Raw genomic sequence first — 22,200 nt, 5'->3', positions numbered from 1 at the left:
GACCGCTCCGGCGGCCAATGCCAGGGACGCGAGTCTCCGGCGGGCAGTTTCAATAAACATGGGTGGACTCCTCCTTGACGATCGGGGTGCCGAGAAAATCCGCTTCCATGCCGAGGGTGGCCTTGCCTGTGCCCGGCCGGACGCCGCTGGCGATTACCCGGAGTTCGGCCCGCCCGTGCGGGTCGAGGGCAATTTCGCCGAAATCGACCGTCTGTCCGGCAATGTCGGCTTTCCGTCCGATGACCTGCACCGGCCGGAGATGTTCGGAAAGCGAGAGCTTCAGCCGGGGAGAGATGGCGCGCAGATCCGCCTGGTTGGTGATGACAATCATGTATGTCGTGGAGTTTCCGATACGGACAGGGTCGGTCGTATCGGTGATGGTGGCGAGCACTCCGGGCGCCGCTTCCCAGACGGTCGTTACGGAGGCCTCGGCATCCAGGGTTCTGCCGGTGACGGCGACACCCGTGACGGTGGCCCGGCCGGTGGCCTTGCGGGGGGCGTCGGAGGTGAGCATGAGGTCGAACGAACGCGACTGGCCGGGATGCAGCGTGCCCACCTGCCAGGTGGAGCCCGCGGGCGTGGACAGGGACAGATCGTCGGTCGGGCGCAGGCCGTAGGGGAGGGGATGGCGGATGACGATATCGTTCACCGGACATTCGCCGTCGTTGCGGACGGTGGTCGTCCAGCGGGCGGGGCGGGAAATCCACGCCACGGAGGGGCCTGTCTGCGAGAGGCCGAGCCGGGATTCGACGACCTTGACGGTGGCGCTGCTTTCGGCCGGGACCGGGTTGGCATCCTGGAAGGCCCGGGCGAGGTTGGTATGGGAGCCCTTGTTCTGTGCGCGGGCGAGGATGGTCACGTTGCGTGAGTGGCCGGCGGGGATGTCACCCAGTTCGGGGATGAAATTGCCCATGCTCAGGGCCGGCGGCGGGATTTCGGTGATCCACACGTTGCGGGCGACGGCGTTGCCGGTGTTGCGGACCGTGATGTCGAAGGTAAAATCGGACCCATACTCGGCGAATTCGGGACCGGTCTTGACGATCTCGAGTTTCGGGAGGCCGGCGGCGAGCGGAAGCGTGGCCATGGGATCGGGGATGGCCCGGGTTTTGGTGACGAACGAGCCTTCGTCCTCGAGGTTGACGGTGAGGGTGACGGTGTGTTTCGCGGCTGCGGCCAGCCGGGGGATGCGCCAGCAGAGGATGCGGCCGGAGACCTGCCCGGGGGCCGGCTCCGCGGAGACCAGGGTGACGCCTTCGGGAAGCTCTTCCGTCAGCAGGATATCGTCGAGATCGCGACGGGCCTCGAGGGTGACGGTATAGATGAAGTCATCCGTGAGCAGGACGCCGGCGACCTGTTCCTTGGAGAGCACGAGCTGGTCGGAATGGTAGAGCGGTCCGGGGGCGCGGGGAGCGGCAGTCGCCGGCGAGGCCGGGGCCGGAGACCAGGGGCCGGAGACCAGAAGGCAGAGAGCCGGAGCGAGGAGACGGAGGATGCGGTGCATGATTTGAAGAGGGATCGGAGGAGGGAATCCGGAGCGCCTACCGGCGGCGCTTGGTGGTGATGCGCCAGGCAAGCCACTGGGCGACCCAGAGGTTGTAGAAAAACATGCCGGTCCAGAAGATGATGGATGTGAACGAGACGAGGTTGCCTTCCTTGTGAAGGCCGAACGTGGCTCCGATCATCAGCAGGGAGACCAGGGCCAGGAAGAAAGATGCCCTGACCTCCCGCCAGTAGAGGGTGCGCCAGCGGCGATACGCGCTGATCTCGCCCTCCGATGCGCCGGAACGCAACGGATGCTGCTTTTTGAAATGCGACCACTGGAGAAAGATCGTGGCCAGGGCAATGAGCAGGCCGATCAGCAGGAGGGCGCAGTCGATCGTGCGGGGATCTACAAACGGCAGCTTCATCGAACCGGGCAATCTCCTTTCGCGGAAAGGGGAATGCCGCGGCACCGACGGTGACCGGTCCGGGATTCCGTTTCAGGGCAGAGGGAGACGGAAGCGGCTTTCATTTGTCCTTCTCCTCGCTGATGTAGTGATTGACGCCGGGTGACCGGGCATCATCGAGCTGATAGCGGCTGCCCTCGATGTGATAGTAGTATTTCCGTTCGGCGTCTTCCTTCACGAACCGGACGGTGAGGTAGCTGACCTCCGTGCCGAGGCGGACGTAGATGCCGACGGCTCCTTCCTTCTCGGGAGGGGCTTCGTCATGGACGATGGAGGACGAGCCGCCCTCGCTGGTCACGCTCAGGTTCCAGCTGCTGGCGACGACCTTCCAGCCGGGTCTGGGCCAGGCATACACTGCTCTCTTTTCGTTGAGGTCGCAGATGCCTCCCTGGTCGATCTTGCCGGCGGCGCACTCGTAGAGCGGCCCGCCGGAGCCGGCCGACTCCTCCTCCTCCTCACCCTCGGTCATCGCGCGGGTGACGAGGAGGGGATTGATCGGGAGGATCAGGGCGCGCGGGTTGACCGCTTCGTTGACCAGCAGGGTGTATCCGCCACCGGTGTTCCTGATCAGGTGATCGGGAACGCCGGTCCAGCGCACGAAACGGTACAGGAAGGGGTCCTCCACCGTGGCCTGGATGTCGACCGGGGTTCCTTCCGGCAGGTAATCCTGGAGGATGGCGGCCGAGCCGAGGGTGACGAAGCTGTCGTTGCCCAGCCACGCCCTGTCGCCGGGCAGCCCGACCGTGAGCTCGTCGAAGCCCACGGTGACGCGGAATGTCTTGGGATTTTCCCGGAAGACGGCCCGGACATAGGTGTCCGCGTTGAGAACGATCTTGCCGGGATTGGAGGTCGGGCCGCTGCCCGGACCCCAGGCGGGATCGCCTCGCCACTCGAGGAAGGACCAGTCGGTGCCGTCGGTCACGGTCGCATTGATATCGAGCTGCGTGCCCGTGTTGTAACTGCCATCTCCGGGCGCAACTATCCCCTTGCCGGTCGGCAACACGTCGGTAACCAGCGTGACCTGCTGGCGGAAGAGATTGGCGACAACCGTCTTGTTGCCTTCCACGAGGATGCGGGCGATCTGGCTGCCGTCCGTATCCCGGTACTTGCCGTAAAGGTCGCTGGAATCGGCGCCCGGCCCCCATCCGCTGAAGCCGTAGCCGGAGGTGGGCCTGAGGGTGATGACCTGCACGCCGTCTTCACCCGGTTCGGCAGAGGGAGCGATCGTCCAGGTGGCCGCGGAAGAGGTCGGCAGGACGATCACGCGGACGCTGCCGGTCGGCGAGGTGGACGTGAAGAGCGCGGCCACGGTGCGGTCCTGGTCCATGGTGAGAGGCAGCGTGGCATTCGTGTTGTCGGGGGCGTTGTCGCCGTCGGTATCCCATCCGAGGAAGGTGTAGCCGGGATTGGAATTGGCGGTGAGGGTGACGACGGTGCCGTGGTCGTATGTGCCTCCGGAAGGAGTGACGGCACCGGCACCCCCCGGCTGCACCAGCACGGTGAGCTCATGGCGCGCACGCCGGAAGTGGGCCGTGACCGACCGGGACGCATTCATCTCGATCCGGTTGGAGGCGATGGACGAGGCGCCCGTGAGGGCATCGCCGCTCCAGTGGCTGAACTCGTAGTCTGCCGACACCGGTTCGGCCAGCAGGCTGACGATTTCCCCGTGGGGATAGCTGCCGGTTCCGCTGGCAGGGCCGGCGCCGCCCACGACAAACGCTCCGGTGGCGCCTTCGTTGACCTTGACGGTGCCCGCCGTGGACGGAGCCGCGACATTGACCGTCAGGTCATGATAGACACGCGTGCCGAAGCGGGCCGTGATCGACTGGTTGGCCGTCATCTCCACCGTCGTGTCGGCGGACCTCGGATTGGAAACATTGCCGGCCCATCCGATGAATTCCGCACCGCCGGCCGGTTCGGCCAGCAGCCTGACTGCAGTGCCGGCATCGTACACCGAAACCGAAGGCGCCACGGGCGGTGAAACGGGTGAAGTGCTCGAAACGGGCAGAGGACTGACCACGCACGCCTGGCCCCGGGAGCCATCGGAAGGATCGTTCTGAAGCGTCAGGGTGTACGTGCGGTGGACGACCGCCCGCACCGTTACCGGTCCCGTGATGACGAAGGTATGCGTGCCCGTGCCGTCGTCCGTGATCTCGGGCGCGAGATCGCCGTTCAGGTCCCAGCCAAGGAAACGGTAACCGGAAGCCAGCGCCGTGAGTTTCGCGGTGATGGCCGTGCCGTGGTAATAACGGTTGCCCTGATGGGGAGAGGGCGAGATCCCGACCGAGGCGTACAAGGTGGACGCCGTCTGGCTCCAGGCATCCCATACGGAGGTGGTCAGGGCATACAGCTTGAGACGGAAGCACGGGGTGATTTCCAGGTCACCCGCACCGGCGAGGGCTTCGGTCAGTGGCAGGGATACCGCGCCGGTGGCCGGATCGACCGTGGCGCCTGCGGGGAGTCCGCGCCACTCGGCGAATTCGTAGCCGGTCGCGGGAGTGACGGTGATCCGGAGCGTATCCGGCACATCCAGACGATACTCACCGACTCCTGAAAACGGTCCCTGCCCGCCGCTGGTGGACAGGGTCGCGGAGCCTCCCTGGCCGGCTACTTCCGGGCTGCGGGTAATGTCCAGGGATTCGTTGACCCGGATTTCGATCTGCCGGGTAAACACGGCCCGGAGGCTGGCGTTGCGGTTAAAGATGAAGGGCAGGGTCGGCGACGTCCCAAGGGCGGAATTCCCCTCGCGCCAGGAAAGGAAACGGTAGTGCGGCGGAGGATCGCCGGCAGTCGCCCCGACAGCCGAGGTGGCGAGGGTGATCGCCTGCGGATACTGGCGGGAAAGTTCCTGGCCCTGGGACAGGAAATCGTGATCGGGTTCGAGTGGCTGGTGTGCGACCAGCGTCCGGGCGGCAGCGGCAGGATCGGAGGTCACGACGAGCGTGTAGGTCTTCGCCGTGAAATTGGCTGTGATTTCGGTGTCGGCCGAGGCGGTGAACTCGAGTTTCGAGTGAGTGGCCGGGCTTCCGGTATCGGTCCGGACGGCATCGCCGGGCGCGCCGGTCCATTCGCTGAAGGTGAAGTGTTCGTTGGCCGCGGCCGTGATCGTCACCGGGTCGCCTTCGGCAAAGACGTAATATCCGTCCGCGTCCTGGTGTTTGTAGCCGGTGATGCCGGTGATGGAGCCGCCGGGCGTGCCGGGAACGGCCGAGATGGCGTTCACGTCCACCTTGATGCGCACGGCCTTGACGAAGCGGGCGGTGGCCGTCCAGTCGGCGTCCATCTTCAGCTCCAGCGTGGCGCTGGCGGGCGCACCGGGGGCTTCGGCGACGCCGTTGCGGGTGGTTGTCCATTCCCGGAAGAGGTAGCTGGTGACACCGGGGGTGACCACGGAGGGCACCGCCGTCAGCGTGACCGCGGTGTCGGCGACGTGCCAGCTCGGGTTGCCGCCACGCGGGACGCTCGCCGTGATGGCGCCATAGCTGGCATCGGGAGCGACGGCGGTGGTGAGCTGATACTCCTCACGGACGAATTCGGCGCGCACCGTGCGGTCGCCCGTCACCCGGAAAACGTAGCCGGACGGGTTCCGGATGTCGCTGCCCAGGTCGTTGCTGCCGGAGTCGGTCCACTTGTCGAAACTGAAGCGGGAGGCCGGGCTGGTGGTCAGCGCGACCTCGCTCTTGTAAGGCACGGAGATGCTGCCGGAGGCGCCGTCGAGCGGGAAGTTTTGCGTGACGGGGGCCGTGGAGCGGAGCACGGAGGCAATGCTGCCGTCGGAACCGGGCGGCAGGGGTACGTTGGCCGCCTTCCAGGCCGCGACCGTGATGGTGTAGTTTTTCTTTTTGAAGAAGGCCGTGGCCACGACGTCGGCCGTGAACGAGGGCAGCGTCACCGCGTGGGTGCCCGCTGCCGGCGTCAGTGTGAGCGGTGTGCCGCCCCGGGTGATCTCCCAACGGTCGAACTCGTAGTGCGTGCCCGCGGAAGGCGTGAGCGTGATCGTCCGCGGAGGGGTGTGGCTTTCGCCTTCGAGGTATTCGCGGTACTGGCCGGTCACCGAAGGATTGCTGTTGGCGACGGCGACCATGGCCTGGCCGTCGATCGAGGGGCTCGGGCTGGCCGCGACCCTGCTTTCTTCCGCGCCGTCGGCATCGGGGCCCTGCGCGTTGATCGTCAGGTTATGCAGCCGGGCGTAGTGCGCGGTGACGGTTATCTTCGCGCCGGCGTCGCCGTAGAGTTCGAGGTCGCCGAGCGCGGCCGACGCGACGGTGCGCGGGTGGGCCGGATCGGGGTTGTGGCCGTCGACAATCGTCCAGTGCGAGAAATCGTAGCCGGTGCGGTCAAGCGCCTTGATGCCGCTCACGATGACTCCGTCGGTGAGGAGGGTGCCGGCCGGCAACTCATCCCAGGAACCGGCCTCGGGCGAGATCACGTTGGCTGGCAGCCCGGCCGGATCGGTGGCGAGGACGAGCGTCACCTTGCGCTCGAAGTGCGCGGTGAGGGTCTTGGCGGCATTGACAAAAACCGTCGTGGCGGCCTGGCCGGGATTGGCGGGGCCGTTGTCGTTATCCGGTGTCCAGCCCTTGAAGATGTAGCCGGCGTCGGCGATCGCCTGGATGTCGAGCGTGGTGCCGTAATCGACGACCTTGCCCTTGGGCAGGTCGGCGCGAGGCGTGAGCAGGACGCCGTCGAGCTTCACGTCGCCGTGGCGGTTGCCATCCTTGCTGTTGGCCACGTCGAGCCTGACCTCGAACTGTTGCCAGCCGAAGACGACTTCCGACCTCGCGGGATAATCGAGCGTGAGTTCGTGAGTCTTTTCGCCGGGGAGGTTGCCGGTGCCGTTGTCCGCGACGATCACGGTCTCCTCGCTGTAGGTGCCGTCGCCGTTGACGTCTTTCCGGATGATCCAGCTTTTGATCACATGATAGGGATCGGTGGAGCTGGCCTTCAGGGTGAACCGACTGCCCTGGGCATAGGATTTGGTCTTGCTGGTGGCGCCGTCTTCGGGATCGGGCACTTCGATGCCATAGGGGGAGGTTTCCAGGTAGAAGTGGTGTTTGTCGGTGGAATCCACCGGGGTGATACTCAGGGTCAGCGGATGCCGGATGGTGTAGATGGGGCGGACCTGGCGGTCGCCGGTCATGGTGGCGGGCCACGCACCGCCCGGCCACGAGGCCGTGCCGCCGGACCAGGAGAACGCATTGACGGAGAGGTTGGGCGTGGTGCCGCCCGCGGTGTCCCATCCGGCGAAGATGTAGTCGCCGCTGGTGGACGACGTATGGAGGCCGGGAGCAGAAGAGCCCTTGACGAAACGGCGTTCGGCCAGCGTCGTGGCCGGGTCCGTCACGGGGGAGACTTCCACGGACTGGTAGTAGTCGTCGATCTTGTTGCCCGTATGGTTGTAATCAATACTGTCGAGATTGAAGCCGGCGGTGCCGGAAAACACCGGCTGGGGCCAGCCGGGAGGCGTCTGGAAATGGGGTTTGAGAATGGAGACCGTCCAGGTCTCGACATCGAGATGCGCCACGGCGAGCTGCTCCTGTCCCGACTGGAGAGGGTCGAGCATGGTGAAGCCTTCCGGCCCGGGCAGGTTGGTCTGCCGGTTGTCGATGCCGTCGCGGGTATCGGGATCGTAGTCCCAGGAGACAATTTTCAGCGGGCCGGCGGTGAAGGCGGCGTCGGGAATGAACTGCTCCTGCATGCCGAGGGAAATCTTGTCGGTCCAGTCTCCGTGTTTGTCTTCCGATACATAGAGCAGGTATTCGCCCTTGATCATGGAGGTGCCGTGGATCGTTCCCTGGATCCAGCCGGCGCCTGCGCCCGGCTTGATGAAGTCCGCCGCTTCGTCGACGAAATCGGCTTCCAGCTTGATGGCCGCGCCTCCGGGCGGTTCGTACCGGGCGATGATGCGCGGGGTTTTCGCCGGGTCCATGGTATCGAGTTCCGGACAGACAAAGTAGGCCTGGTCATGCTTGGTCCGGTCGAACAGCAGGTGATCGTATTGCTCTGATTCCGGGGCCATTTCCCACCAGAGGAATGCGCGCACTTCGGGTTCGTTGGTTTCGTTATTCCAGCCGGTCACCGACTGGGCGGCGCGGAGGGGGATGATAAACGCGGGAGCCGTATCGATCGGCAGCGGCCCGTTTTTCTGCATGCCGGCCGAAGTCCAGCCGGACAGGGAGGGGGCAGCATCGTCCGTGTCGCCCCGGTGCACCCACGCTTCGGCGGGCGGAGTGATGGCGCCGGAAGAAAGCCCGTCCGTGAAGCCGACGACGCAGGCGTCCCGGCCGTCGATCTTCATGTAGGTCAGCGTGAACGTCCCGAGCGCCGAGAGATTATGAATGTCGATTTTGCGATCCTTCGGTTCGAGGAACAGGATGATGCGGTACTTGCCTCCGGGCCAGAAGACCGCCGTCACGACCGCGTCGGACCGCAGCGGGCCGTAGCCCGTCACCAGGCTGGACGAGATGAAGTCGTTCGCGAGCGCGGAGTATCCTTCACCGCGATACCAGCCGCCGAAGGCGTAGGCTCCGTCCGAGTTGTCGATCGCCTGGAGATTGGCGGTGTCGCCGTAAAAGTAACGGTAAGTCTTGGGCTCCGCCGTGATGTTGACGGGAGAGCCGGTCGATGCGGTATCGGCCGTGCCATCCACCTTTTCCGGAATGCCCGCGGGCACGGTGTGCACGGTGAGCGTCACGGTCGTTTTCTCGAAGATGGCGTATGCGGTGACGTTGCGCCCGATGGCGCTGTCCATGACGATGTCACCGCTGGCGGCGGAAAGAGTCCGGTCGATGACGCCGTCGTTGTTGTCGTCGATATCCCAGCGCACGAAGCGGAAGGCGGGGCTGGCGGGCACCGCGACGATGCGGGCGGAGGCCTTGCCTGTGCCTTCGTCGATGATGACGGTCTTGATCGCGCTGTCCGGCTCGCCGGAAAACGGGCTGCGGATCGCGGCGCTGTTGCCGGCGCCGACGGCGGCGGTGGTGCGGGTGCCGCTGGCGATTCCATAGGTCCGGGTGTCGTCCGGGCGGGGAGTGGTTTCGTATTTCGCCTTCACTTCCAGGCGGCAGCCTGGCTTGAAGTGGGCGATGGCCGTGCGTTCCTTGGCGTTGATGTTGATGACGGAGTTGTAGTGGTTGACCGGATTCGGCGGCGAGGCGGCCGGAAGGGAGGTCCACTTCTCGAAGGCGTAATCGTCGATATGCGCGGCGACCGGAGTGGCCGAGAGGGTGACGTTTTCGCCGAGGTACGTCGCGTACGGGGTGCCGTCGGGCGGCACGGGCGTGGTGGTCGCCACCCCGGCAGGCTGGACCTGCATGTAGAGCACGGCCTTGGTCCGGTAAATCGCGGTGACAGGCGTGTCGCCGAGCACGGCGGACAAGGTGCGCACGGGATTGGCGGAGGCGCTGTCTCCCCAGCCGACGAAGTCGTAGTCGGCGGCGAGGGAGGCGCCGGCGGCATCGGCGGGGGTGGCGTCGAGCCGGGGCTGGTCGCCCCGGTAATAGAGTTTGGTGCCGCCGCCCGGAAGGCGGGTCGGGTCGGTGTGTCCTGCGACGGAGGAGCCGTCGGCAAGCACGGTGAGCGGGCAGCCCGCGGGATTGTCCACGCCATCGAGGCGGATGTTGAGGGTCAGGGTGCGTTCCTGGCCGGCCCGGCTGAAATTGGCGGTGATCACATGACTGTCGTTGACGACGAACGACAGCGGGTTGGTATCCGTATTGTCGGTACCGGACGGGGAAGGCTCCGCCAGATCCATGGCGTCGGGGGATACGCTCCATTTCGTGAAGTACCAGTCGTAGTCGATCCTGGGCGAGGCGATCACGTCGGTGATTTTTTCTCCATGATACGCGACGTAGGTGGCGGGTTTGTTGACGGTGCCGCCGGCCCCTCCGGCGGGATTGGTGGCGAAGGTGAGGGTATATTCCTTCGCGTACACGGCCTTCACCTGCCAGTCGGCGGTGATGGTGCCGGTAAAGGCGGGACGGATGTCGGTGATCTCGATCGTGGCGGGATTGCCGTCGGTATCGATTTCCCAGCGCAGGAAGCGGTAGCCGGAGGCAGGATTGGCCGTCAGGGTGATGGAGTCTCCGTGATAGCAGGCCCACGAACTGCCCACCATGGCGGTATGGCCGGTGACCGAGGGCGCGCCGCCGGTGCCTCCGCCGACGGTCTCGACGGAAAAGGTGACGAGGCAGCGGGTCTTGTAATGGGCGGTGGCGGCTTGCGCACCGAGCATCTCGACCACGATCGGGTTGTTCGTCCCCTGGCTGGCGGGAGGATTCCACCCGGCAAACCGGTATTCGCCGCCGGCGGCGGGTACGGTGGCGGTGATGTTGGCGTGTTCGCCGTAGTTGTAGGTCTTGCTGCCGGGAGCGGTCAGCGGAGTGCCGTCCGCGATGAAAGGCAGGTTGCCCGTATGGGCGGGGGGATTGAGCGTGCCGTTGACGTTGACGTTGACGGAGAGCGCGTTTTTGGCGGATTCGTAATGCGCGGTCAGCGACTGGTCGGCGACCATGACGATGTGGATGGTCTGGTCGGTGGCGGAGGTGCCGTCCTGGTAGCCGCCGGTGAAGGAGCCGGCCGAGGTCTCGCTCCAGTGGTCGAAGACATAGCCGGTGCCGTTGTTGGCGGTAAGGATGACGGTGGCGCCGTGATCGTAAACGGTGCTCGCGGGCGTGCGGGTGATGCTGCCTGCGCCGGCCGGATCGGTCAGGGTTTCGAGCGTCCAGGTGCGGACGAAGACCGCCCTGATGGTCTGGGCGGCGTCGGCGATCCGGGAGAGGCTGGCGCCGGTCTGGTCGACGGCACCGTCTCCGTCGGTGTCCCATCCCTTGAAGCGGTAGAGGCCCGCGTCGAGGGTCACGGTGGAGGCCGTGGCGGCGAAGGTGATCGTGTCGCCCTTGCCGACCTGGAAAATCCGGGGCAGGGATGCGCTGACGGGCTCGGTCTCTTCTCCCGGCAACGTGGCGGTGAGGTAGGCGGCAAACTGCGAGGGCGTGGCGCTGCCGCCCTCGACGACGATGTCGAGCGTGACGGGGATGGCGGTCTTGTAGCGGGCGATGACGTTGGTGCGGTCGACGTTCATCGTGGTGAGGGCCCGGGTGCGGTCGACCGCATCCGGCTGGGCCTCGCCGCCCCAGGACGAGAAGACGACTCCAGTCTGTGGATACGCCTCGAGCGCCGCTGTCTGGTTCCAGGTGTATTTTTTCTCCGCGCCGGTGGTCAGGACGGCGGAGTCGGCCTTGATATTGACGGCGGTGGAGGTGAAGCCGTCGAGGGTGACGGTGGGGCGGAGCGCGCGTTTGTCGGTGTAGAGCGCGAGAATGTTGGCCGAGCCTCCGAGGTCGGCCGTATTGAGGGTATGGCTCCGGCCCCAGGGTTGAGGCACAGCATCCCACTCGTTGATGCCGGTGGCCCAGGAAACGAATTGCCAGACGACGTCGTTGCTGTCCGTCACCAGTTCGGGGGCGGACAGGGCGACGCTGCCGCTTGTGCTCGCATAGGCGACGTCAACCGTGGCCGGCGCATCGGGGAACGGGCGTATGTAGCCGTAAGCCCTGCCGCCGATCGAGAAGTGGCCGGAAATCCGGATCTTGTCGGCTTCGCTGTCCGGCAGCACGACCGGAGTCATCGTTTCCCGCCGGTCCGGCATCACCGCGATCCTGAACCGGGCAGCGGTGTCAATCGTCGCAATGAGGGTGCGGCTGCGATCCATGGTGACGGTCAGTGGATTGGTTGCGAGCTGGACGGCAGAGAGGCCGGCGGTGTCGCCTGTCCAGCCGGAGAAGCCGCGACTGTCGACGGGCGCGACGGTGATGGTGACCGTTGTCCCTCCGGCGTAGATGCCCGTCCAGGTGCCGCTGCCACTGTCGTAAGAAAGGCTGCCAGTGGAGACGGTAAAGTTTCCCTGATATATCGGATCGGTTTTCAGGGTGAGGACGTGCTGCTGCCTGAAGACGGCGGTGACGGTCCTGTCGGTCGGGAGGGTGATGGACGCCGGATCGGCCGTGCCGGTGAGATCGCCTTCCCAGTGATCGAAGATCCAGGCGGTTTCGGCCGAGGTGGCGCCGGCCGGTTTGAGGGCGAGGATGGCGTTGACGGGATGGTTGGTGGCGCCGGTGAGGTCGGCGGAGGTGTCGGCATTGATTACTCTGGCGCCGGCGGTGGCCGCGGCGGCGGGCGAGATGGTGACGGTGAGGTCCGACCGGATGCGCTCGAAGCCGGCCGTGAGGGTCTTCGATTCTGTCAGGGTCAGCGCGAGCGGATTGCTCGTGGCCTGGGCGTCGGAGATGTCGCCCGTCCACCTGACAAACCGGAAGTTGGTGCCGCCGTCCGGGATGAACGTGAGCGGGGTGTCTTTCAGGACCGGGGTGACAACGACCGGCTGGCCGGGGGTGGCGGTCCGGTTGATGGTGACGGTTGCGTCGTTCGCGGGGTCGGTGAAACTGCCGGTCACCGTGGCCGAGGCGTTGCCTCCGGTGCCGCCGGTATCGACGCCCAGGTTGACCGTCAGGTCGGCCTTGCGGGCAAACACCGCCGTGACCTTTGCCGGTCGCGGGCCCATGGTGAAGATGCCGGGATTGCCCGCAGGGGAATCGATGCCGGTGGTGATCCAGCGCCGGAAAACCCGGGAGCTGTCGGGGACGGCGGTGAGAGTGATGACGCTGTCCATGGGGAAGTCGACCCTGGCAGAGGAGACGGGAGGGATGGAGACGCTGATGGCCCCGTTGCCGCCGGAAACCTTGCTGGAGCCGACGTCGGCGCCGCCATCTTCATTGACCATCGCCAGCGTGAAGGAAAAGGAATCGGGTTCAAAGATGGCGCGCACGGTGACGTTGCCGGTGAGGATGAGGGTGGTGCGTTCGAGACCGGGATTGGTCGCTACCCCTTCCCATTTGACGAACCGGTAGCCTTCGGCAGGTGTCGCGAGCAGCTCGATGGAGGGCGTGTTGAGGGGGAACCGGTCGGAATCGCTGGCATCGGGCGTGGCGGTGAGTGTGCGGTAACCGCTGAAGGTGGGGGTGGCGGTGGCGGTGCCGCCTCCATCGGGGACTTCCAGAGTGAGGCGATCGTCCTCGGTGGTGGTCTGCTCGAACATGGCCACGAGTTCCCATGTATTGTTAACCGGCGTACTGCCCAGCACGACGATCGTGTTGGCCCGGGTCGGATCGTTGCCCGCAAACGCGACCGTGCCGGACTTGACTTCCCAGCGATCGAACCGGAAGCCGGGATTAGGGGTGGCGGCGATGGACGCCGAACTGCCTTCCTCGTAGTAGCCTCCGCCGGTGGCCGTGCCGCCGAGCCGGGCCGGCGAGGTGCCGAGCTTGAGCTGGAGGGTGCCGGGAGCGAAGATCGCCGTCGCCCTGATATTCTGCGTCATGTAGGCGGTGGCTTCCAGCGAATAAGGGGCGGTGAGGACGTTGGCGGGTTCCGTTTCCCAGCGGATGAAACTGTAGCCGCTGGCGGGCACGGCCTTGATGGTCACGGCCGTGCCGGAGGGAATCGCGGCCGGGTTGAGGGACGCGGGGCTGGTGATGGAGGTCGTCCCGCCGCCGCTGTTGCCCTGCGTGTCGGAGACGGCCAGGGTCAGCGTCCAGGTATCCGCGGCCCGGACCGGTGCAAGAGCGGCAAGACCCGAAAAAACAACGGCCAGGGCAATTCCCGTGCTGCCGGCAAGGAGACGACGGATGGCCCGACGGAAGACGAATGGGAGGGACGTTGTGTTCATCATGGGAACCGGAGGTTGAAATGGATTTCCCGATACATGGATTACCGGGCGGGCCTGAAGCGGGCTGTCACCACATAGGCCTTGCTCTCGGCAGGCGTGAGAGTGGTGACGGGTTTGTTGCGGGAGTTTTCGGATACAGGGCCGTCCCAGCCGGCGAAAACGTAGCCTTTTGCCGGCTCGGCCGCAAGGAGGGCTGCCTGGTTGACCGGGCGGATGCCGAGATCGCCGGTCACCTTGCCCGCGCCTTCGGGCGAGACGCGCGCGCGCACCAGCGCCTTTTCCGGCACAAACGAGGCCTGGACGGCAATGTCGCCGGTGACGAACAGCGTCGTCTCTGTGGCCCCCGGATCGGCGATGCCGGCTGGCGCATCCGGCCCGGCGCCGACGCGGCTCCAGCCGTTGAATCCGTAGCCGGGGGCGGGTATCGCCCGGATCACGATCCGGGAGCCGCGGGGATGGACCCCCGCGCCTTCCACGCTGCCGCCGGCGGGATTTCCGTCGACGGAAAGGCCGACACGGCACCTCTGCTCCACCGGCCGGAAACGGGCGGTGACGGTGACGGGAGCCGTCAGCGGCCGGGCGAGTTGCGCGCCGGGCAAGGTTTTGGCTCCGGATTGTGAACCGGCCTTTGCGGGCGTCACCGGGCCATCCCATCCGGCAAATTCGTAACCCGGGGCGGCGTGGGCGTAGAACACCGGGCGCGTGTCACGCGCGACCATTCCCGCGCCTTCGATCGTGCCCGAGGAAGGCGGCTCCACCCGGGAGAGGATGCGGATCTTTTCGCGGGTGAACACCGCCGTCAGGCTCACGGAAGCCTCGCCCACATACACATGGGTCCGGGGTGATGACGGGTTGGTCACACGCCCCTCCCAGTGTGAAAAGAAATAGTGAGGGGCCGGCGTGGCGGTCAGCAGGACAGGCGAGCCGGGAGCGTAGTTGCCCTGGCCTGACACGGTGCCCGCTCCGGGGGGCCGGATCGCAACAATCACGGATTGTTTTGTCGCCGGGCCGCTGTCGGCGGATTGCCCCGCTGCCTCGCAGATCGCGCAGAGAAAGAGTGCCGTGGCGAGACAGATGGCGCGCCGCATGAATGCATGTGTTGTCATGGCGATTCCGGTTATCATCAGCCGCCTCCTCCTTCCCCGTCACCGGCGGGCGTGTTTATCCGCTGTTGACCGGTGACGGCCGTGGTTTCGTTCATCTGGAAGGAAAACAGAAGTTCCACCCGGGACTCCTCTTCGTCATCCTCGGTCTTCATCCGCCATACCAGCACGCGGCGCCCCTCGAGGATGCCACCGCGCGCAGGGTCGATCGGCCACTTTGCCAGCGTCTGGCCGGGTTCGGCATTGGTCGTCCAGACCCCGCCGCTGAACTCGTTATAGGCCTTGAGATTGGTGTAGACGCGCATGTGGGCGTCGCTCTGGTTGTTGATCGTCAGGAAAAACCGGGGCTGGACGATACGCTCCACGAGGACGCGCTGGGCGAAGGAGTACCCGCGCCCGCTGCTTTGCAGCCATCCGTTGCCCCAGGCATAGGCGGCTTCCAGGGATGGCGGCCCGTCGGCGATGCCCCAGTCGTGATAATACATGCCGTTGAACCATTTTCTGTATTCTTCCTTTTGCGCCTCCGTGCTGCTTTCCGTCAGCATCGGCATGTTCGGGAGAGCAGGGTGGGCGATGCCCGCCCCGATCATGAAGGACACCAGAAGGTAGCGCTGCCGGTCGTTTTCCCGGGGGCCGCGAAAGAGAAAACGGCGACGGTCGCAAGTATTGAACAGGATGTCGGCCATGTCGCCCTGGACGGAGCCCACCGGATCGTTGACGACCACGACGTCGTTGCCCGCCCGCATGCGGGCGAGTTTGGAAAACCAGGCAAATCCCGTCACCCGCTCGTTGACCGGTTCGAGGGTGGTGTCGAAAAGGGTCTTCCGGTCGTCAGGGACATCGCCATCGATGGCCGAGATGTTGAAATTCGCCAGGTCGTCGTTGCGGAAGCTGGAACGGATCTCGCGGGCGAGGGCAGACAGTTTTTCGCGTTCGGCCCGCATGCGGGCGTGATCCAGAATTCCCAGAACCGGGTAAGTCGCGATGCCGACAAAAATGGCGATCATCGTCATCACGGCGATCAGCTCGATCAGGGTAAATGCTCGCCGGGAGGGGAGGGGAGATGCGGAATCTGTCGAACAGGATTTCATGATCGGTGGTGAATGCAACGGGTGCGGCTACTTCCGGCCTCTCGACATCTCCTCCAGCATCTGGACCATCGGCATGAGCAGGGCGTAGGCGAGGATGCCCACTCCGACGACCAGCACGATGAGCATGATCGGCTCGAAAAGCTTGAGCGCCCGCTCCACTTTTTCCTTGGCCTTGCGGGTATGGTAATCCGCGAGTTTCCGCAGCGACTCGTCCAGCTTTCCGTTATCCTCTCCCACCCGGATGGTGAGCACGACCATGCTGGGGAAAATATTGGCGAGCTTGAGCCCGTCCGCGATGGACTGCCCCTCCTCGACCACCTTGCGGACCATGGCCAGACCGCGGTTGTAGATATAGTTTCCCGCGATGCGGGAACATATGGAGAGCCCCTGCACGATGGGGATCTCCGATTCGTACAACGCGCCCAGATTGGACGCGAAACGTGAAATGCAGACGTCCTTGGTGATGGGCCCGATCACCCAGAACCTGGCAATAAACCAGTCGATGACGGGCCTCAGCCACTTGCTGCGAAAAGCCATCGCCAGCAGGAACGGCGAGAGGATGGCCGCAATCAGCAGGATGACGAAATGGGCCCGGACAAAATCGGAGACGCTGATCAGCGCCATGGTCATGGGGGGCAAGGTCACGCCGATCTCCAGGAACACCGTCATGAGCTTGGGCACCGTGAACCCGAAGATCACGAACATGAACGCCACCATGGCGAAGATGACCATGGCCGGGTACATGCAGGCGCTGACGATCGTGTTCTTCAGGGCATCGGCTCCCTGGAAGTAGCTGATCAGCCGGCGGAAGGCCTGGGCGAGCTTGCCGGTGCTTTCGCCCACCGAAATCATCTGCCGGATGTGGTCGGGGAAAATGCGGGGGAACTGGCCGCAGGCGTCGGCCACCCGGCCGGACGAGTTGATCTCGTCGGAAATCGTGGCGACGACAAAGCGGGGTTTGCCGCGCGGAAACTCGTCGACGAGATTCCGGAAGGCATCGTCGATGTTGATGTTCACATCGAGCTGGATCTCGATCTGGTCGAGGATCGAGATGAGATCGACCGCCTTCAGTTTCGTGCGGTAGTGCCGGCGCGTGCGTTCCTCGACCTTGATGGACAGGGGCCAGCAACGCTTCCGCTGCAGCATGCCCTGCAGATACGCCATGTCGGGAGCATACATGCGCTCCTTGCGCACGCGCCCCTTTTCATTGGTGTATCTGACATTGTAGGCCGGCATCGCGATATGTCTCCCCGGTTCAGAGCACCGAAAGCGGAATGCAGACGGTCACCGCTTCCCCTCGCGGGACCTCGATGTATTTTCCTTGGTGATACAGGACGACCGAATCGCGGCGGATATCCTCGACCCGGAAACCCTCGATCGTGTCGCCCGCCGAACAAACCCGGCGCGTGCCCACCGGCTCTTGCCGGGCCGGGGCTTTCCTGCCGGCCGGAGCTTTTCTTGCCCCGCGCGCCGTCCGGGTCTGCGCGGCCAGATCATCCTCTCCGGAAGGTTCCTGCTGATCGTTGCGATCACGAATGGCGGGCGGCTCCACGCGGATGATGGCCGTATTGTTCTGCCCGCCGGTTCCTTCGACGATACCGCCGATTTCCACGCGGATTTCCTTCGTGTCGACGAGCACATGCACCCGGATTTCGAAGGGATTTTTCACGTCCTCGGGCGAAAGGCGGGAAATGCTGAACAGCTCCACACGCCCGCCACGTCCGGGTTGAAGCACCTCGTCGGAAAACGCGCGGACGGATCTCGCGGCGTTCCTGACGATCGCCGCGGAACGGTCCTCGACCGGCTCCGGAGCCGGCGGAGCCTCCAGACCGAAACTCCGGACAGGAGCGCGGCCAAACGTATCCGCTCCGGCATCACAGGCCAGAAGGGCGATGCCGGCGCAAACCGCGACGAGGCGTCCAGGACTGACGGACCGGAAGATCATCATCGTGCATTTTTCCTGTGAACTGTCCTGCCCCGCAGGGGCAGCTCCGGCTGCGGTGTTTCCTTTTTCCGGCCTTTCCGGGCGGGAGCGGATTTGGCCGGGACGATTTTCGCCCGGCTCTTCGTCCCGGAGGATTTCCGGACCGTGGTCGCCTCGCCGGCGACCGGGCGGGCGCGGGTTTTCTTGCGCGCCGTCACCACCACCGGCTTGTCGGCCGAAAGTTCCTGGCGCTGGCGCTGCAGGCGCAGCAAGGCGGAGTAAACGTCGTCGCATGCCTCGGTGATGGTGCCGAGCAACGCCTTGAACACCCGCTGCTGGGCGCGCAGGCAATCGTGAATGTCATCGTTGTCGAGACGGAGGGGCAGCAATCCCTGCCGGCCGGCAGAGCCGTCGCCGTCGCCTTCGTCACCCGTTCCGGCTACTTCACCTGGATGTAATTCCTGTCCTGATACAGGAACGGCTTCGCGTCCTCCGGTATCTCCACGAACACTCCGCCGTCCTCCCCCTTCACCAGCTTGAACCGGAACTGGTCCTCGACTTGCTGGAGCTGGCTGACCAGTCGCTGCGTCGCCGCCAGGTTGGCGGTCGCTTCCCGTTGCGCTCCGGTCGTCTGCTTCATCTCCGCCAGCAGGGCGTCGCGTCTCCCCTCCAGATTCCGGATTTCGGTTTCCAGCGCGTCCTTCTTCTCCTCGAGCGTCCCGTTGGCCAGCGTCTTCTGCGCAATCTCCTGCTCCAGCTTCTTCTGCACGTTGCGCTGGGCTGTCATCTCGGCATTGCTCACCAGGTTGAAGCCCCCGCCGACAAATTTCAGGGCCGCAATCGCTCCCAGAAAGACCACGATCGTGATCCCCGCTGTCAGCAGGGACGCTTTCCGGACTGCCTTGCGCATCACCTCGGCCGACTTGCGCACGTCCTCCTGGATCAGCTTGCTGGTCTTCTCCTGCTGGGACATGGTCTGCTTCGCCAGTTGCTCCTGCCGTTCCGAAGTCTCCTTCGTCACCGCTGCCAGCGGAGCCGTATCGATCGTCGTCTGCGAATCGAGCTTCGTCGCCAGGCCCTGCACTTCCTCGCAGGTCCGGGCCAGCATCGTCTGCATCCCGTCCTGAGCCATCTCGCTGGTGCGGCGCAGCTCCTCGAGCTTCTGCTCCAGAGCCTGCGGAGTGTGCATCGTATCCAGCAACGTCTTCATGACGTCCATCATCTCCTCGCGGCAGATGTGGCGAAACCTCTCGAAGAGGGTCCGTCTCCATTCGACTTCCATCTCCTGGAGGCGGAGTTGCGCTTTTTGCTGGAACTGGGTCAGTTGTCCGGGTGCGTTCGACATAATAGATTCCTTCGTGTTCTTCGATGATGCAGTCTTCACCGCTTTCGCGGTCCATGACGTGCCAGGCGGTGGGTGAAAGGGTGCGGACGTCGGCTCCGAGCACGACGAGTTCGGACAGGAAGTTGTCCCGGCGCTGTTCGGGCGACTGGTCATCCGTGGCGTTGAGCACCATGCACTGGTGCATCAGGCTCATTACGGTTTCGGTGATCTGGTTGGGTTCGTTCATGATTCCGGGAGGGAGGGCTACCTGGTGAAGACGTCCGGTGGAGCGGAGGCTCATGGCGTGGTCGCTCGGGGCGCTGCGCCGCTGCGGAGTTCGTTGTTGCGCCGCCTGAGTTCGCTTGCCTCGGTGCGAAGCGATTCGAGACGGCGGCGGGCTGTCTCGGCCTGTTGCTCGGCGGCTGCCTTTTCTTTCGTGAGTTCCTCGATTTTCGCGGCCAGCGCATCGAAGTGGGTCAGCAGATACATGCGCTCGCGGAGGAGCTGGGCGCGGACGGTGTCGTTGGTGAAAATCTGGGTGAAAACCGGGTTGCCGTATTCGGAGGCAATCTGCTCCACGCTGCGGCGCATGCGGCCGATCATCTCTTCGCGGAGGGCCCGGGATTGTTCCATCGCCGGGCTGGTGAGGCCGGTGTTGTCGGGCAGGAGCGGCAGATCGGGAAATGCGGGGGGTTGCGGGGAGGCGGCCGCGGCGACGGTCTGCGCCGGATGCGCGGATCCGCCGTCCGGAGCAACGGCGACTTGCCCGGCCGAAGCGGGCGCGGCGTTCTCTGGCAGGCCGGTTGGGCCGGAAACGGCTATCGGGCGGTTGCCGGTCTCGTCCGCAAGATCCCCCGTTGTCCGGATGACAGCCGGCAGGCTGAGCCGGGGCCCGGCCGCTCCGCTCCCGGTCTGCGCGGAAACCGGCGAACCGGCGATTGCACACGCCAGGAACGCAAGTGGCAGATGGATGAGTGGCGGTCGTTTCATAGAAAAAATCCGGAGTTGCGAATCATATCGGCGACGGGGAACCCGGCGGCTCGCCGGTCTTGCGGACGTAGATCGAGAGATCGAGGGTGATGCGGCTGAACTCGCGTTTGCGGCTGTCGCCCGAGGTCTGGATGTCGAAAGCATCCACGCTGACGGCCGGCATTGTCCCCAGCTTGTGAAACAGGGCCTGCAATTCGGCCCAGATGCCGACGGGAGCGCTCCCGCGGGCGATCTGGTAGCGGCGATGGATATATTGCGCGTTGGCTTCCTCGGACAGGGGCACGACGCGCCAGGCGGTGCGCAGGCCGGAGACGAGGCGGTCCACCTCTTCCCCGGTCATCATGGATTCGTGGATCTTCCGGGTTTCAGTCTGCACGTTTTCCACGATCTGGTCGGAGTAGCCCTGCTGGAGGTTGGCCACCTCCAGCCTGAGATTTTTTACCGAACGCTCCATCCGGGCGGATTCCTGTTTGTTGGCGCGTTTCGCCAGGGAGTACCAGGTGGCGATCCCCGCGCATGACGCGACGGCAACCAGAAGCGCCGCGACCCAGACAGGCGCGCAATAGAGAGTGCGTGTTTTGGTCGCTATTTTCATCAACGTTGCCGGGTAGGGAGAGAAACCGTGCGCTTTCTGTTGGTGGCTGCCGGGGCGGGCGCGCCCGCCTCCGTTTTCGGAGCCGCTCCGAGTTCGGGCAGGGGAGTGGTGCCGGTGAGCACGAAATCCCCGGAGCCGCCGGTGAACTGCGTGCTTTCGGGATTCACCAGCAGACCCCGGACGGTGTTTTCGAGTGTGCTCTTGATACCTGCAAGCGGTGCGCTGTCGCCGGCAGGCGCGCCCTTTTTGCCGCGGGCGGAGGCCGCTTCGACATTCCGGTTCCAGAAGACTCCCCGGATGTCGAAGACGGCGGGAGGTTCCCCGCCTGCCCGGACAGAGATCAGGGTGGCCTCGCGCGGAATGGCCGTCGCCAGGCTTTCCATCAGTGCGACGCGTCCTCTGGAGTACTCGAAAATGTCCTGGGAATAGAGACGGCGAAGGTTGTCGATCTCGAGCCGGTTGTCCTGCAGATGGTTTCTTTGCTGCTGGGCCAGGTTCTCCTGCTTGCGTTTGGCGGAGATGGCGGTCCGCTCCTTGCCCAGATCGAAAATGGCATAGCCGGCCAGACCGAGGACGAGGATGCCGGTGACGATCGAGGCGATTCGCATGCCGCGATCCAGACGGATGGCGCGGGGCAAATCGGCCAGCAGACTGCTGCTGTGGCCGGAAGGGATGCGTCGGATGAGCGTGGCCAGCGAACCGAAATCGAGGAGTTCGACCTGTGCCTGCGCCTTGAAGATATCCCAGTAGGGACACTGGGTCTTGCAGTCGCAGCCGGGGGCCTGGTAGATGCGGATGTAGGGCCGCTGGCCGCCATCCTCCAGCGTGACGCCGTATTCGCCCAGCACCATGCTGATCGCGGACCAGATGTCGTAATCGGCGCGCCCGGCGCCGTACAGCTTGCGGCAGGCGCGCACGCCGTTGGCCGCGAAAATGTAGACGAAGGCCTGGCCTTGTTGCGGATCGACGACCAGCAGGACGCTGGTTCTGCCAGCCGCGAAGCCACCGTGCGTGGTGACGCTCGCCATGGGAAAGGCGCCGGCAACCGAATAGCCGAGATCGCCAAGCGTCTGGTTGATCAGATGCAGGGAGGGCGTGGTCTCGTAGGAACAGAATGTGCCCTGGTTGCCGCCGGAAGTGGCGGAAAGCGGCCAGGGAACCTGGTAGCACCAGGCTGTATGGGGATTGGCAATACTTTCGTGGGTTGAGGAAAGCGCTTCCCGGATGACGGTTCGCCCGCCGAAGGGGCATTCGGTGAACTCGGTCTGGAGAATCTCGGGGTCGTAGAGGAAAGTCAGGCTGTCGCCCTTCGCGCAGTGTTCCTGAACCACGGCGGCGATATCCTCCAGGCGCGACAGGTGCAGGCGCGTCCATCCCTTGCCGGGGATCTGGCACCAGGCGCTTTTTTCCCAGATGATGATGCTGTGTTGCATGGAGGAGGACGGGAGGGGGGGAGTCGCCGGAAACCGGCTCCGGGGCGGGTGCCCCGGAGCGGTTGTTCC

12 protein-coding genes are annotated in these 22,200 nt (G+C 65.0%); all 12 read right to left on the bottom strand.

Features of this window, described 5'->3' with window-relative positions:
- Positions 1-49: 49 nt before the first annotated feature.
- Positions 50-1,501, bottom strand: coding sequence for a hypothetical protein (locus OPIT5_04705; protein ID AHF89638.1), 1,452 nt, complete (start codon positions 1,499-1,501; stop codon positions 50-52).
- 37 nt (positions 1,502-1,538) lie between these two features.
- The gene (locus OPIT5_04700; protein ID AHF89637.1) at positions 1,539-1,907 is read right to left on the bottom strand and encodes a hypothetical protein; all 369 of its coding nucleotides are present in this window, start codon (positions 1,905-1,907) and stop codon (positions 1,539-1,541) included.
- 100 nt (positions 1,908-2,007) lie between these two features.
- Positions 2,008-13,674 carry a hypothetical protein gene (locus OPIT5_04695; GenBank protein AHF94079.1) on the bottom strand — a complete coding sequence of 3,889 codons (11,667 nt, stop codon included), beginning with the start codon at positions 13,672-13,674 and terminating at the stop codon, positions 2,008-2,010.
- Between the two features lie 38 nt (positions 13,675-13,712).
- On the bottom strand, positions 13,713-14,759 hold the full coding sequence (locus tag OPIT5_04690) for a hypothetical protein (protein AHF94078.1): 1,047 nt from the start codon (positions 14,757-14,759) through the stop codon (positions 13,713-13,715).
- Between the two features lie 35 nt (positions 14,760-14,794).
- A complete protein-coding gene (locus OPIT5_04685) occupies positions 14,795-15,865 on the bottom strand; it encodes a hypothetical protein (protein AHF94077.1) in 1,071 nt (356 codons plus the stop codon).
- Between the two features lie 27 nt (positions 15,866-15,892).
- A complete protein-coding gene (locus OPIT5_04680; protein AHF89636.1) occupies positions 15,893-17,101 on the bottom strand; it encodes a type II secretion protein F in 1,209 nt (402 codons plus the stop codon).
- Between the two features lie 19 nt (positions 17,102-17,120).
- The gene (locus tag OPIT5_04675) at positions 17,121-17,813 is read right to left on the bottom strand and encodes a hypothetical protein (protein AHF89635.1); all 693 of its coding nucleotides are present in this window, start codon (positions 17,811-17,813) and stop codon (positions 17,121-17,123) included.
- Complete coding sequence (locus tag OPIT5_04670; GenBank protein ID AHF89634.1) at positions 17,810-18,178, bottom strand: hypothetical protein; 369 nt, start codon at positions 18,176-18,178, stop codon at positions 17,810-17,812. The genes OPIT5_04675 and OPIT5_04670 overlap by 4 nt, the downstream gene beginning before the upstream one ends.
- Positions 18,179-18,228: 50 nt before the next feature.
- Positions 18,229-19,134 carry a hypothetical protein gene (locus tag OPIT5_04665; protein AHF89633.1) on the bottom strand — a complete coding sequence of 302 codons (906 nt, stop codon included), beginning with the start codon at positions 19,132-19,134 and terminating at the stop codon, positions 18,229-18,231.
- A gap of 276 nt (positions 19,135-19,410) precedes the next feature.
- Positions 19,411-20,103 carry a hypothetical protein gene (locus tag OPIT5_04660; GenBank protein AHF94076.1) on the bottom strand — a complete coding sequence of 231 codons (693 nt, stop codon included), beginning with the start codon at positions 20,101-20,103 and terminating at the stop codon, positions 19,411-19,413.
- A gap of 22 nt (positions 20,104-20,125) precedes the next feature.
- Positions 20,126-20,698 (bottom strand): hypothetical protein, encoded by a 573-nt coding sequence (locus OPIT5_04655; protein AHF89632.1) that lies wholly within the window; start codon positions 20,696-20,698, stop codon positions 20,126-20,128.
- A complete protein-coding gene (locus OPIT5_04650) occupies positions 20,698-22,131 on the bottom strand; it encodes a hypothetical protein (GenBank protein ID AHF89631.1) in 1,434 nt (477 codons plus the stop codon). Before OPIT5_04650 ends, OPIT5_04655 begins: the two co-directional genes overlap by 1 nt.
- Positions 22,132-22,200: the final 69 nt, after the last annotated feature.

Source organism: Opitutaceae bacterium TAV5, assembly GCA_000242935.3.
Lineage (GTDB): Bacteria > Verrucomicrobiota > Verrucomicrobiia > Opitutales > Opitutaceae > Geminisphaera.
This window is presented reverse-complemented; position numbering and strand designations above follow the sequence as displayed.

Excerpts from the sequence above, each read along its gene's own strand:
- OPIT5_04675 (AHF89635.1), bottom strand. The coding sequence starts at position 17,813 with ATGATGATCTTCCGGTCCGTCAGTCCTGGACGCCTCGTCGCGGTTTGC.
- OPIT5_04680 (AHF89636.1), bottom strand. The coding sequence starts at position 17,101 with ATGCCGGCCTACAATGTCAGATACACCAATGAAAAGGGGCGCGTGCGC.
- OPIT5_04695 (AHF94079.1), bottom strand. The coding sequence starts at position 13,674 with ATGATGAACACAACGTCCCTCCCATTCGTCTTCCGTCGGGCCATCCGT.
- OPIT5_04685 (AHF94077.1), bottom strand. The coding sequence starts at position 15,865 with ATGAAATCCTGTTCGACAGATTCCGCATCTCCCCTCCCCTCCCGGCGA.
- OPIT5_04660 (AHF94076.1), bottom strand. The coding sequence starts at position 20,103 with ATGAAACGACCGCCACTCATCCATCTGCCACTTGCGTTCCTGGCGTGT.
- OPIT5_04705 (AHF89638.1), bottom strand. The coding sequence starts at position 1,501 with ATGCACCGCATCCTCCGTCTCCTCGCTCCGGCTCTCTGCCTTCTGGTC.
- OPIT5_04650 (AHF89631.1), bottom strand. The coding sequence starts at position 22,131 with ATGCAACACAGCATCATCATCTGGGAAAAAAGCGCCTGGTGCCAGATC.
- OPIT5_04665 (AHF89633.1), bottom strand. The coding sequence starts at position 19,134 with ATGTCGAACGCACCCGGACAACTGACCCAGTTCCAGCAAAAAGCGCAA.
- OPIT5_04690 (AHF94078.1), bottom strand. The coding sequence starts at position 14,759 with ATGCGGCGCGCCATCTGTCTCGCCACGGCACTCTTTCTCTGCGCGATC.
- OPIT5_04655 (AHF89632.1), bottom strand. The coding sequence starts at position 20,698 with ATGAAAATAGCGACCAAAACACGCACTCTCTATTGCGCGCCTGTCTGG.
- OPIT5_04700 (AHF89637.1), bottom strand. The coding sequence starts at position 1,907 with ATGAAGCTGCCGTTTGTAGATCCCCGCACGATCGACTGCGCCCTCCTG.